This window comes from Bacillus sp. 0909A, from assembly GCF_036765115.1.
GTDB classification, from domain to species: domain Bacteria; phylum Bacillota; class Bacilli; order Bacillales; family Bacillaceae; genus Bacillus; species Bacillus mojavensis.
Map to the genome: position 1 here is coordinate 942,962 of NZ_JBAIZU010000001.1, position 13,644 is coordinate 956,605.

Genomic DNA, 13,644 nt, shown 5'->3' on the forward strand with positions numbered 1-13,644 from the left:
AGAGGAACATGGGGAAACCAACTGGATTTATGGAAATCAAACGAGAAAAACCAGCTGAGCGAGACCCTCTCACTCGCTTAAAGGACTGGAAGGAATATTCTGCTCCTTTTTCAGAAGAAGCGTCGAAACGGCAGGGGGCGCGGTGTATGGATTGCGGTACACCGTTTTGCCAGATCGGTGCTGACATTAACGGATTTACATCCGGCTGTCCAATTTACAACTTAATTCCTGAATGGAACGACCTTGTCTACAGAGGCAGATGGAAAGAAGCATTAGAAAGGCTTTTAAAAACAAACAACTTTCCTGAATTCACAGGGCGGGTTTGTCCCGCTCCTTGTGAAGGCTCATGTACACTAGCGATTTCCGACCCGGCCGTATCGATTAAAAATATTGAACGGACCATTATCGATAAAGGGTTTGAGAATGGCTGGATTCAGCCTAGAATTCCGAAAAAACGAACAGGCAAAAAAGTTGCCGTCGTTGGGTCGGGCCCAGCCGGACTGGCGAGTGCTGACCAGCTGAACCAGGCTGGACATTCTGTCACTGTATTTGAACGCGCAGACAGAGCGGGCGGACTGTTAACTTACGGCATTCCAAACATGAAACTTGAAAAAGGAATTGTCGACCGCCGCATTAAGCTGCTGACGCAAGAAGGAATCGATTTTGTTACAAATACGGAAATTGGCGTTGATATAACGGCTGATGAGCTGAAAGAGCAATTTGATGCCGTCATCCTTTGCACAGGTGCTCAAAAACAGCGCGATCTATTAATCGAGGGACGCGAATCAAAAGGTGTTCACTACGCGATGGATTACTTGACGCTTGCTACAAAAAGCTACTTAGATTCTAACTTTAAAGACAAGCGATTCATTGATGCGAAGGGGAAGGATGTTATCGTGATCGGAGGCGGAGACACAGGAGCTGACTGTGTGGCTACCGCTTTGCGCCAAAAAGCCAAAAGCGTGCACCAATTCGGCAAACACCCGAAACTACCTCCGGCTCGCACGAATGATAATATGTGGCCTGAACAGCCGCACGTCTTTACGCTTGAATATGCGTATGAAGAAGCAGAAGCAAAATTCGGAAGAGATCCGAGAGAATATTCGATCCAAACAAAAAAATTGGTTGCCGATAAAAACGGCAAATTGAAAGAGCTCCATACGATTCAAATGGAGAAAGTGAAAAATGAGCATGGAAAATACGAATTCCGCGAATTGCCTGGAACCGAAAAAGTATGGCCTGCTCAGCTCGTCTTTATCGCTATCGGCTTTGAAGGCACAGAACAGCCGCTTTTAAAACAATTTGGTGTTGATTCTAATAACAACAAAATCAGCGCAGCATATGGGGATTATAAAACAAATATCGATGGTGTTTTCGCCGCAGGGGATGCAAGAAGAGGGCAAAGTTTAATCGTATGGGCGATTAATGAAGGCCGTGAAGTGGCGCGTGAAGTTGATCGGTATTTGATGGGGAGTTCCGTTCTACCGTAAATAAAGGGGATTATATAAAAAAAAGAAACCGGACTGTTTGTCAGCCGGTTTCTTTTTTAATCTATTGTGATCCCGATGTTCCCAAATTGGCTGCCTTCCTGCATTCTGGTATATGCTTCATGTGCTTGTTCTATAGGATATGTCCGGTCAAGCACGGGCCGAAGTTTATGTTTTTCCATAAAATGCAGCATTTCATGAAATTCATCACTGCTTCCCATTGACGTTCCCAATATATTGATTTGCGGAAAGAATAAAGAACGCAGTGGAAAACTGAGATAATCACCCGAACTTGCACCAAAGCTGACAATACGGCCGTTCGGTTTCACATGATCAAAGTATTCTGAAAAGAGGGCCGGCCCTATGCTGTCGAGAATGACATCAGCTTTTTGTCCTTGAAGATGTTCAGACCAATTGCTGTAACTGTCAAAAGCATGGTCAGCTCCTATTTGTATTGCTCTTTTTCTTTTCTCCTGACTTCGAGAAGTCACGCTTACAGTTGCTCCAATTGCTTTAGCCATTAATAGCGCGTAGGTTGCAACGCCGCTTCCAATTCCGGGTATCAAAATATGCTCGCCTTTTTTTAATTGGGCCTTTGTAAAAAGTGCTCGATATGCGGTCAGAGCTGATAATGGCAAAACGCCTGCTTCCTCCCAGGATAGATAAGAAGGTTTTTTCACTGCGTTTTGTGAAGGAATGATCACATATTCAGCAAGTGTTCCGTTTGAAGGGCCTCCCAAAATATCCGGAACAGGAGGTACATCATCTGTTCCTTCCCAATTCAATGTCGGTAAAATCACCACTTCTGTTTGAACAGCCAGATCATTTACACCTTCACCGACCCCTTCAATAATGCCCGCACCGTCAGAGCCCAGAATAAACTCAGGATCTTGTTTGGTTTTATTTTTCATGAGAAACAGGTCCCGATGATTTAATCCTGCCGTTTTCAACTTTACTCTCACTTCTCCATATCCGGGATTTTGAGAAGGGATGTCCTGATACACTAACCCCCGAAGTCCGCGTTTTCCGTTATGAACAACTGCTTTCATGCCGTCTGCCTCCTAATTCCTCGTAATCTATGACCTTCACATATTTTACACAGCGGTTTTCTTCAAGTAAAATGAACAAAAATGATTGTCGGTATCACTTTTAATCATAGCAAGAAGGTGACAGCGTGTGGAAAGTGGAGAATTAAAGATATTCCGGGCTGTTGCCCGTGAAGGAAGTATATCAAAAGCAGCCCTGCAGCTGAATTATGTTCAATCTAATGTAACAGCAAGAATCCATAAGCTTGAAACAGATCTGAATATCAAGCTATTTCACCGGACAAATCGTGGAATGAAGTTAACGGCTGCGGGGGAAGACCTATTACAATACGCAGATCAAGTGTTATCATTATTAGACCAAGCTGAGAAATCAGCACAATTAAATCAGCATCCGAAAGGGCCGTTGCGGCTTGGAGCATTGGAAACAACAGCGGTCACTCACCTGCCTGAACATGCAGCTTCATTCCTCAGACGTTTTCCTGAAGTTGATTTATCAGTGAACACAGGTGATACGCACAGCTTGGTTCGGCAAGTTCTAGATCATAAGGTGGATGGCGCTTTTGTGTACGGTCCTGTTGAATACACGGATATCAAACAAATTCCTGTGTCCCGTGAAGAATTGGTGTTAATTTCACCAGAGGAAGGGGCGATAGAGGACATGCTTCGGCTGCCAATGCTCTTTTTTGGAACCGGCTGCTCTCATCGCGATAGGGTCAAAAGATTACTAGAGGAAGCAGGTATTCAACAGCAAAAAATCATAGAATTTGGCACATTGGAAGCCGTTATCAGAGGTGTTTCCGCTGGTTTAGGAACGGCGCTGCTGCCAAAGTGGGCCATTGCCTGCTCTGTCCATCGCCAAAGGGTGTACATTCACCAGCTTCCCGCGTCATATCAGGATATGACGATCGTGTTTATTTACAGAAAAGACTTTTTTATGACCAGTGCATTTCAGAAGTTTATTGCAGAATTGAATGAGACCGAATTTATCCCATCAGTCTAATCAAAAAGAGAAGATTCAGAGGGATGCTTGGATAGATTTTTGTTTTCGTAAGCTGGAGACTATTTTCAAAAAATAAAAAAGCTTTAAGGACTTTGAATTGATCAGCTGATAAACCTTTATGCAATTCGATTTGTTGTCTGGCACTGTCTGGATGTTATATTGAACGGTATTCGTACCTTAAAGAGTTTACGAGGATCGCGAGCATGATTAATCGTCCATAGAAAAAACTGTACTCGGCAAAAATGAGTACAGTTTTTGTTTTTTATTTATGTTTCAAATTAATTCCGATCGCTGCGCCGTTTCTGCTTGAATCAGCTACTCCTTTGAAGGTGCCGTTTTCACGGTCGATAAAAATGCTTTGCACGTTTCCGATGTCCACTGGACTTGTGCCGAATTTATGGCCCATGTCTTTTAATTTGCTGAGTACATTCTCTGGAACTCCATCTTCGTATCTGTAGGAGCTCATACTGTTTGTGTAAATTCTCGGCTCTTCAACCGCTGCTTTTAATTCCATTCCATATTCTATATTATAGAGGATGGTTTGCAGTACGGAAGAAATAATCGTTGCCCCTCCAGGAGATCCGACGGTCAGAACTGGTTTGTCATCTTTAAACAAAATCGTCGGAGTCATGCTGCTTAAAGGCCGCTTGTTCGGCTGAACTTCGTTGGCTCCGCCTGGAACCGCATCAAAATCTGTTAGTTCATTGTTTAAAATGACCCCGTAATCAGGAACCATAATGCCTGTTCCAAACAGCTGTTCAATTGTTGTGGTATAGGAAACAACATTCCCCCAGCGGTCCGCGACGGTAAAGTGTGTCGTTTGGCCGTCTACTTTATCATTCGGCTGTTCGACTTGCTTATAGTTTGCGGTTCCTTCTTCGTATTTCCAAGGATCACCGGCTTTTGGTTTTTTGTTGACTTCATCTAAACTGATTAATTGCTGGCGCTCTTTTATATAGTCGGGGTGAAGCAAACCTTTGAGAGGTACATTTACAAATTCGGGATCGCCTGCATAAGCCGCACGGTCAGCGTAAGACAAATGCATGGTTTCAGCGAGCAGATGGTATTTTTCCCATGAGCGGATATCATATTGTGAAAGGTTAAAATCGTCGAGAATGTTCAGCATTTGCAGTAAGAAAACGCCGCCAGAGCTTGGAGGAGGAGTCGTTGCAATTTGATAGCCTTGATATTCTCCCCAAATCGGTTCGTCGATTGTAATGTCGTAATTTTCTAAATCTTTTTTGGTCATTGATCCCCCGAAATCCTGAACAGTATCAGAAAGGGCTTTGGCGAATTTGCCTTCATAAAAGGCGTCTATGCCTTTCGAACGAATGAGCTTAAAGGTTTTGGCCAGATCTTTTTGAATGAGAGTATCACCTTCTTTAAGCGGCTCGCCATTCGGCAGAAATACATCCTTTGCGGCAGTCCGTGATAATTTTTCCTGATAATCAGAAATCGCATTTGCTAACACTGAATCAATCGGAAAGCCTTTATCAGCGAGTTTAATAGAGGGGGAAATTAATTGTTTCATCGAACGGGTTCCCCATTTATCCAAAGCTTTTTCCAGCCCTTTCAGAGTACCCGGAACACCAACGGCAGTACCTTTTGTGACACGTTCGGAGAAAGGTATCGTCTTGCCGTTTTCATCGAGAAACATATCCGGAGTTGCGCCTGCGGGAGCGCGTTCGCGGCTGTCGATGATCGTCGTATCTTTTGTTTTTCCGTCATACACCATCATAAAACCGCCGCCGCCAATGCCTGACATCATCGGTTCTGTGACATTAAGCGCAAACTGAATGGCAACCGCCGCGTCAATGGCATTTCCGCCTTTTTTCAAGACGTCAGCCCCGATCTCTGAAGCGAGAGGATGCGCAGTTGCAACCATTCCGTCTTTGCCTACATCTACTTGCTTGTACTCGTCATAGCCTTTGGGCGGCTTTTTAGCTTCCGCGTGAAATGGAGCACTTCCAGCGACTAACAGAACACTAAGCAGGGCTGCTAAACAGACGTTCCATGTTTTTTTCATGTTCTCCCTCCTATTAAGCTGTTATGTTACAATCTTAGCGTAAAAAAAATACAGCGGTTTCACAAGTGACAAATGGTATATTATCTATAGCATTCAGCCATATTTCTGTGTGAAATTGATTATATTGGGGTGAGTCATGTGCTATAGTAGAACCATCGATTGGATCATTGAAACAGAAAGGACCCCCGATATGTATCTAACCATTAAAGAAACAGCCGAATATACAAATCTTTCAGAGGATTATATTAAAAATTTGGTACTGGAAGGAAAAATACGCGCCGTGCATGACGGTGATCAATTTTTAATTTATAAAGGACAATTCAAAACACATCTTGAACAGTTGGAAAATTATAAAGCGCTCGTGCAGGAAATATTAAATGAGCCGATTCCGGAAGATATCGATGTGAAGGATGAAGACTAGGACGCAATTTCAAATTGTGTCTTTTTTTGTATGTTTTTTTAAGAGCATTACAAAAAGCGAAGCGTCAGATTTCGTTTTAAGCGCTTTTTTAGGAAGGGGTAGAGTAATTTGTCTAAACGATCAAAAAAGCTTCATACAAGGCTGAAAACGTCTTTTAAGAGGATAGGATATTTCAAGAGGTCTTCTTCCTGCTTATGTAACACTATGTATATTATGTTACATAAATGCCTCCGGACTTTGACATTCAACGTTTTTCCGATATAATAGTAACATAGACCTCAAAACGTTACATAACGGTTTTTAAGGAGTTTTTTGATGCATATTGTACAGCCGATCCGCAGTTTAGAGAAAATTCAAGATGTAAAACAGTATTTACGCAGCAAAAACAAGCGTGATTATTTTTTGTTTATTTTCGGCATTAACAGTGCGCTCCGAATTTCTGATATTTTGCCGCTTCAAGTGAAAGACGTCAGAAATAAAGATCATTTATGGGCGACTGAAAGCAAAACTAAAAAGAAAAGGAAGGTGCTCATTTTAGAATCTTTAAAAGCAGAAATACACGAGTATACGAAAGATATGAAAGAAAATGAATACCTATTTAAATCTGTCCGAACCAGAAAGCCAATTTCACGCATTCAGGCATACAGAATTTTAAGAGAGGCAGCAGAAGTGTGCGGACTTGAGGAAATAGGGACCCATACGCTCCGGAAAACATTTGGCTATCACTTCTACCAGCGGACAAAAGATATCGCTGAGCTGCAGAGGATTCTTAATCATTCATCACCCTCAATTACAATGCGTTATATTGGAATCGATGAAGATACAACAAGAGCTGCTTATAAGGTATTTGGAGGGCTGTAAATCAAAAGGCTTGAAAATCGTGACAATCGGAGCTACTATATAGATATTAAAAAAGCTCTAGTAGCACAGCGGATAGTGCAGCAGTTTCCTAAACTGAAGGTCGGGAGTTCGAATCTCTCCTAGAGCGTAATAAAAACAAAAGGGCAATGGTGGTTGATACGTCCATTGTCTTTTTTATTCTCAATATAAAAAACGCCCGGAAAACGGGCGTTTTTTCTTATATAACTGCGTCAAAGCGATTTACTTTCCACTTTTTGTTCTCTTTTACAAATGTCACTTTCCGTTTTGCTGATGGTGATCCGTCCAAGGTAGGAACGGTAAATTCATATGTGACTGTGCCGCCTTTTTTAGAAATGAGTTTAGCGGTTGATTTTTTCCAATTTAAGAGGTTGTCTCCGTCACCGATCGGAACAGCCAGTTTTCCTTTTGATACAGTGAAATGATAGTCTTTAAAGCCTTTTTCAATCGCTGCTTTTGAGAAAATAGGTGTTAAGTAATTCACAGCTTTTTCTTTTGTGCCAAGGTCACTGCACATGTATACGTACTGAAGATTTTGATGCTCAAATGTGCCTGATGGGCAAACTGCTTTCTTCGCTTTTGGATTGTGTCCGCTCATTGTATTCCAAAAATGCTCTCTAGCTGTGAGTGCCAGCTGCAATGCTTGTTTTTGTGATAAATCCCCAGATGTGTTTTTCGCAAATGCATTTGTGTTTAATGACAGAATAAGTGCAATAGTCGTTAGAAACAGAAGATATTTTTTCACTGTGGCTCTCTCCTTTAAAATCTCTTTCTCTTATGTTACAAATGTTACAATAGTTACGTTTAGATTACAATACTTTTGCATAAATTATTTTTTTATTCTTTCATCTCCACCAAAAGACTATGCTGTATCGTGCTAGCTTATTCTTGATGCTTCAAATATGTGTAAAAATAGGAGAATCGGGAAGGGTTTCATAAGTACTGTGGAGAATAGTTACATGTTGCGTGTCGTGTTCATTTCAAAAGAAACGGGAGCACGTTAGTGAAACGAGTTTAAATAAAGGAGTCATTACATATGGAAACATTACAAGAAAATCCCGTATCTAAGAAGAAGAGCAATCCATCTGTTTGGCGGTCAATGTCACTATTTTTAGTGCCGCTCCTTCTGAGCAATGTGCTGCAATCAATCGGCCAGTTAGTCGGGATGGTCGCTGTGGGCAGATGGCTTGGCGTAGATGCGCTTGCAGCTGTTTCATCCTTTTTCCCGCTGTTTTTTCTTCTCATTTCATTTACGATCGGCATCGGTTCCGGCAGTTCCATTCTTATCGGGCAAGCCTATGGGGCAAAAAATGAGGAACGTTTAAAGGCCGTTGTCGGAACAACGCTGACATTCACCTTTTTATTAGGAATTGTGTTAGCTGTGATCGGCAGTATATTCACCTTAGATATTCTGCGTCTCATGGGAACCCCAGAAAATGTAATTGATGTAAGTGTTAGGTATGCGCGTATCTTATTTTACGCAATGCCATTTATGTTTTTATATTTTGCCTATACCACATTCTTGCGGGGAACAGGCGATTCTAAGACACCGTTTTATACATTGATTGTAAGCACAGTCATCAATATAGCACTTTTACCGATCTTCATTCTCGGCATGTTTGGTTTGCCGAAGCTGGGCATTTACGGCTCTGCTTACGCAACCGTTATTTCTACAATTGTGACCTTTATCGTATTATTGGTGTATCTGCGGAAAACGAAACATCCGCTGCAATTTGATAAGACAGTGCGGCGTTATTTGAAAATGGATAAGGAACTGCTGGCGCTTCTGCTGCGTCTTGGAATTCCGTCAAGCATCAACATGATTCTCGTGTCGCTATCGGAAATAGCGGTCATTTCATTCGTCAATCATTATGGCTCTGATGCGACAGCAGCATATGGCGTGGTCAACCAGGTAGCCAGCTATGTGCAAATGCCGGCTGTCAGTCTGGGTATCGCGGTATCTATTTTCGCTGCTCAATCTATTGGAGCGAATGAGTTTGACCGGTTAAAGCAAGTAATCCGAGTCGGCATTTGGCTGAATTATATCATTGGCGGTGTGTTGATTGTCCTTATCTATCTTTTTGCACATCAGATTTTAGCGTTATTTTTGACCGAGAAAGATACACTTCATATTGCACACAGGCTTTTAATGATTACATTATGGAGCTATTTGCTGTTTGGAAATGCACAAATTATTTCTGCGACGATGCGTGCAAGTGGAACGGTTTTATGGCCGACCCTCATCAGTATTTTTGCCATCTGGGGAATCGAGGTGCCGGTTGCGTTTGTTCTGTCCCACTACACCAAGCTTGAAATACTCGGCGTCTGGGTTGGCTATCCGGCTGCGTTTGCCGTCAGCTTGCTTTTGATTTATGGGTATTATCAATTCATTTGGAAAAAGAAGCAGATCACACGTCTGATTCAATAAACTCCTAAAACACTGTTCATTTTGAGCAGTGTTTTTTGTTTACGTAAAGACTAAAGGGAAAACATAAAGCGAAGGAAATATTGCGCACAGAATTGAATGTATTATATAAGCATTGAACTAAAGAGAGGTTGAGTACATATGACAAATTATATTGAAAAGATGACGTATTTAGGAACACCAGCTGTCAAAGCGGGTAATGAGCATTTGGAAATGATAGTTGTGCCTGAGTGGGGAAGCAACGTCATTTCTCTCGTAGACAAAGAAACAAAGCTGCACCTTTTACGTGAACCGGAAACAACCGATAGCTTTCATGACACACCTACATTGTATGGAATCCCTATTTTGTTTCCGCCTAACCGCATAAGTGACGGAACGTTCAGCTTCCGGGGCAGAACCTATCATTTTGATATCAATGAAAAAGATAAACACCATCACCTTCACGGCTTTCTCTATGATAAAAAGTGGGACATCATTACGATGAAACAAACAGACGAAGAAGTGATTATAGAAACTGAAATTGATCTATCGGACATTCCCCATGTTTATAAACAATTTCCGCATCATGCCGTTGTACGGATGAGGTACATTTTAAATGGTAACACTCTTCATAAGCATGCAACGATCATGAATAAAGGGGAGGACGCATTTCCTTGGGGGCTTGGTTACCATACGACATTCGTTTTCCCGGAAGAGAGCTCTTTATTTTCTCTCACAGCTGATCAGCAATGGGAATTGGATGAACGTTTATTGCCGACCGGAAAGCTGGTAGATATACCGAATCAGGAAGCTTTACACGAAGGAATGCTCTTGCGGCAGCAGCTTGATGATGTCTATTTATCTTCTTATCAGAAGAGAGGGGGAGAAAATCAGGCTGTCATTTACCATCAGCATGTACATCTGAATATGATCTACAAGGCGGATGAACAATTTAAGCATTGGGTTGTGTATAATGCTGATGCAACACAAGGGTATTTGTGCCCAGAGCCTTATACATGGGTGACAAACGCAGTTAATCTTGATCTCCCTTCGTCACTCACTGGCTTACAAGTGTTAGAGCCCGGTGAAGAAACGACAGTCAAAAGCAGCATCACGATTGAACGTAATCATCAATAGCCATCAGGAGAGGCGGGATAAGAAAATGGGAAAAAGCATGAAGCTTTATTTTGTGATATTGCTGCTTTTCACCTTTGCTTCCGTTCCATATATGCACCATGCTGCACAAGCGGCTGAAGAACAGGATACACTTGCCGGGCAGATTGAAAACATTTTAGCCAATGAACCTGCTTTAAAAGGCGCAACGGCCGGCATTACCATCCGTTCTGCCGAAACAGGCGACGTCATATACGACCATTTAGGGGATGTCCGGATGAGACCCGCCTCTTCTCTGAAGCTTTTTACAGCCGCCGCGGCACTTTCTGTTCTCGGTGAGGATTATTCTTTCACGACAGAAGTGCGGACAGACGGCCGCCTCAAAGGTCAAAAACTGAATGGCAACCTTTATCTGAAAGGAAAAGGAGATCCAACACTTTTACCATCGGATTTTGATCAAATGGCCGAAAAGCTGAAAAAATCCGGTATTAAGGTCATTAAAGGCAATCTTATCGGCGATGACTCATGGTATGATCATATCCGCTATTCGCCAGATTTGCCATGGAGTGATGAATACACTTATTATGGCGCCCAAATTTCCGCACTAACAGCGTCTCCAAATGAGGACTATGATGCAGGCACTGTGATCGTAGAAGCAAGTCCGGGAAAGAAAGAAGGACAAAAGCCAGCAATATCAATTTCACCAAAAACGGATTATGTTGCAATTGAGAATGAGGCGCAAACAGTTGAGGCGGGAAAAAAGAAAGAGCTTTCTATCGAAAGAGAACACGGAACCAATACTATTTCAATTAAAGGGAGCATACCAGTTGATGCAAGCAAGACAAAAGAGTGGATTTCCGTCTGGGAGCCGACTGGATATGCTTTGGATTTATTTAAGCAAGCCCTCAAAAAACAAGGCATTACAGTAAAAGGGAAAATCAAAATGGGCACAGCGCCCGACTCTTCTGCCGTACTGGCCACTCATTACTCAATGCCTTTGTCAAAGCTATTTCTTCCATTTATGAAATTAAGCAATAACGGACATGCCGAGGTACTTGTCAAAGAGATGGGGAAAGTGGAAAAAGGAGAGGGCAGCTGGGAAAAGGGTCTTGAAGTGCTAAACAGTACGCTTCCGAATTTCAGCGTTGATCCCAAAACACTTATTTTGAGAGACGGTTCCGGGGTTTCTCATATCGATGCCGTATCATCAAACCAAATCACAAAGCTGTTATATGACATCCAAGGTGAAAAGTGGTTTCAAACGTATCTACATGCTCTGCCAGAAGCGGGCAACAGTGACAGGATGATAGGCGGAACGCTAAGAAACCGCATGAAAGACACCCCAGCACAGGGAAAGATAAAGGCAAAGACCGGATCGTTAAGCACTGTCAGCTCTCTGACTGGCTACGCAGAAACAAAGAGCGGAAAAACGCTGGTTTTCTCTATTCTTCTAAACGGTTTGATTGATGAATCGGATGGAAAAGACATTGAAGATCAAATTGCTGTTATTTTGGCAAATCAATAAAAAACTTGTTTTCCATGAAAACAGGTTTTTTATATGTTTTTACATTATTCCGTTTATCTATGTGACACTGAGGTGGAGAACGATTTAACACTAGCCATATAAAATCAAAAGAATGAAGAAAAATTCTAGTGATGAAATACTATTAAAAAAAGCTACTTTTATAACTTTACATTCCGAATCCACATAAAATTAATCAAGAAAAATAAATAATTAATACTATATTCAAAAAAATGTTATAAAAATTTTATATTTTTTATTGTACTTTAAAAAAATTCGGTTAATATAATGCATATATGGATGATATAGACATATAATTTCTTTTTATTGTAATTATTTCAGTTTCTTATCCTCTTATAATGAGAATTGGAGGGAATTCGTTGAAAGAATATACTTATGGTTTAACTCATGCCCAAAGGAGAGTTTGGTTTACTGAATTGTTAGAGCCTGGTACAAGCATCTGTAATCTGACCGCCTGTGTAAAATTCAGGGGTGATGTTGATCTTGATGCTCTTCAGTCGGCTCTGAACCTTTCAATCTCCCGTAATGATGCAATCAGGTTCCAGCTGACAGAAGGAATTGAATCAGAGTCAGAGCCTCGTCTGTATCTTGCAGAAAACAAAGAATTATCACTTGAATTAATAGATTTTACAAATGCTGAAATGACAGAAACAGAGCAATGGATTCATAATCAAGCCAGAATTCCGTTTACGCTGCTTGACTCGCCTCTGTATCAATTTTATCTCCTTAGAATCCACCCTCATGAGATTTGGCTATATGCGAAATTCCATCACATTATCATGGACGGCATCTCTTTAAATTTGATGGGAAATCAAATTATTGATCTTTATCAAAAAATCAAAAAAGGGGAGCCTATTCCCGATGAGCAAGAGCCTTCCTATATTAGCTACATAGAAAAAGAGAGGCAGTACTTACAATCTTCACGTTTTGAAAAAGACCATTTGTTTTGGACGCAAACCTACCAACAGCCGCCGGTATACCACTCACTAACCGGACAGAGCACTTCACAAAAGCAGAGTACCTCAGCATCGAGAGATACTATCACACTTTCACCTTACCTAGCACATACCATCCAAGCTTTTTGCGAAGAACAGAAAATCAGTATGATTTCCTTATTTATGGCTTCATTTTACATATGCATCAGCCGCATCACCTCTAAAACGGACCTTGCAATTGGAACCTACTATGGAAACAGGGGGTCAAAGGCGGAGAAAGAAATGCTTGGCATGTTTGTCAGCTCCCTTCCAATCAGAAAAACGGTTGATTCTGACGCCGATTTTCTTTCCTTTGTGCGCAGTGTCGGTAGAGAACAGCTTTCAGTCATGCGCCATCAAAGATTTCCTTATAATTTGCTGGTGAATGAATTAAGAAAAGAACACAAGGATTTACACAACCTGATTGGTATATCTATGCAGTACCATCCCCTTCAATGGAAAAAAGCGGATGATTTGAACTATGAGACGGCGCTTTATTTCAGCGGATACACCGCGAACGAGCTTTCTGTTCAAATACAGGAGCGGATAGACACTGGAGCCATTCAATTAAATTTCGACTATCAACATATATTATTTTCTCTTGAGGACATTAAACGGATTCAGCACCACCTGCTTACGTTGCTGGAAAACGCGCTTCAAAATCCGCATCGTACTATAAAAGAATTAGATATGGCAGAAAAACGCGAGAAAGAAAAAATTTTATATGAATTTAACAGAACGAAAGCTGTTT

Annotated in this window: 11 protein-coding genes and 1 tRNA gene; 9 read left to right on the forward strand and 3 right to left on the reverse strand. The window is 41.5% G+C overall.

Translation table 11 applies throughout. From position 1 onward, the window contains the following. Positions 1-8 precede the first annotated feature (8 nt). The gene (gene gltD / locus V6D42_RS05140; protein WP_268449356.1) at positions 9-1,490 is read left to right on the forward strand and encodes a glutamate synthase small subunit; all 1,482 of its coding nucleotides are present in this window, start codon (positions 9-11) and stop codon (positions 1,488-1,490) included. 56 nt (positions 1,491-1,546) lie between these two features. On the opposite strand, the gene V6D42_RS05145 is transcribed toward gltD, so the two are convergent. After that, complete coding sequence (locus V6D42_RS05145) at positions 1,547-2,536, reverse strand: zinc-binding dehydrogenase (RefSeq protein WP_333512561.1); 990 nt, start codon at positions 2,534-2,536, stop codon at positions 1,547-1,549. A 127-nt stretch (positions 2,537-2,663) separates the two neighbouring features. Between V6D42_RS05145 and V6D42_RS05150 the strand changes: the two genes are divergently transcribed. After that, entirely contained in the window at positions 2,664-3,533 is an 870-nt protein-coding gene (locus V6D42_RS05150; protein WP_333512562.1) for a LysR family transcriptional regulator, read from the forward strand. A 262-nt stretch (positions 3,534-3,795) separates the two neighbouring features. Here the strand turns inward: V6D42_RS05150 and ggt are convergent, their stop codons facing one another. Then, positions 3,796-5,559 carry a gamma-glutamyltransferase gene (gene ggt / locus V6D42_RS05155; protein WP_333512563.1) on the reverse strand — a complete coding sequence of 588 codons (1,764 nt, stop codon included), beginning with the start codon at positions 5,557-5,559 and terminating at the stop codon, positions 3,796-3,798. Between the two features lie 190 nt (positions 5,560-5,749). Here ggt and V6D42_RS05160 point away from each other — a divergent pair, with 190 nt between their 5' ends. The 3 genes from V6D42_RS05160 to V6D42_RS05170 all read left to right on the forward strand — a co-directional run bounded on the left by V6D42_RS05160 (position 5,750) and on the right by V6D42_RS05170 (position 6,968). Next, entirely contained in the window at positions 5,750-5,980 is a 231-nt protein-coding gene (locus tag V6D42_RS05160; protein WP_326203303.1) for an excisionase family DNA-binding protein, read from the forward strand. Positions 5,981-6,295: 315 nt separating this feature from the next. Further along, positions 6,296-6,841 (forward strand): site-specific integrase, encoded by a 546-nt coding sequence (locus V6D42_RS05165; protein WP_168747981.1) that lies wholly within the window; start codon positions 6,296-6,298, stop codon positions 6,839-6,841. Positions 6,842-6,895: 54 nt separating this feature from the next. Continuing rightward, positions 6,896-6,968 (forward strand) — tRNA-Arg (locus V6D42_RS05170). Between the two features lie 90 nt (positions 6,969-7,058). Here V6D42_RS05170 and V6D42_RS05175 read toward each other — a convergent pair. Beyond that, the gene (locus V6D42_RS05175) at positions 7,059-7,604 is read right to left on the reverse strand and encodes an IseA DL-endopeptidase inhibitor family protein (protein WP_268472527.1); all 546 of its coding nucleotides are present in this window, start codon (positions 7,602-7,604) and stop codon (positions 7,059-7,061) included. A gap of 291 nt (positions 7,605-7,895) precedes the next feature. On the opposite strand from V6D42_RS05175, the gene V6D42_RS05180 reads away from it, so the two are divergent. The 4 genes from V6D42_RS05180 to V6D42_RS05195 form a co-directional block, all read left to right on the forward strand. Continuing rightward, a complete protein-coding gene (locus V6D42_RS05180; protein WP_333512564.1) occupies positions 7,896-9,287 on the forward strand; it encodes an MATE family efflux transporter in 1,392 nt (463 codons plus the stop codon). Between the two features lie 138 nt (positions 9,288-9,425). After that, positions 9,426-10,400, forward strand: a complete 975-nt coding sequence (galM, locus tag V6D42_RS05185) for an aldose 1-epimerase (protein WP_333512565.1) — start codon at positions 9,426-9,428, stop codon at positions 10,398-10,400. 25 nt (positions 10,401-10,425) lie between these two features. Continuing rightward, positions 10,426-11,901 carry a D-alanyl-D-alanine carboxypeptidase/D-alanyl-D-alanine endopeptidase gene (gene dacB / locus V6D42_RS05190; RefSeq protein ID WP_333512566.1) on the forward strand — a complete coding sequence of 492 codons (1,476 nt, stop codon included), beginning with the start codon at positions 10,426-10,428 and terminating at the stop codon, positions 11,899-11,901. A 377-nt stretch (positions 11,902-12,278) separates the two neighbouring features. Further along, positions 12,279-13,644, forward strand: a 1,366-nt coding sequence (locus V6D42_RS05195; protein WP_333512567.1) for a condensation domain-containing protein, incomplete at its 3' end; no start/stop codon positions are given.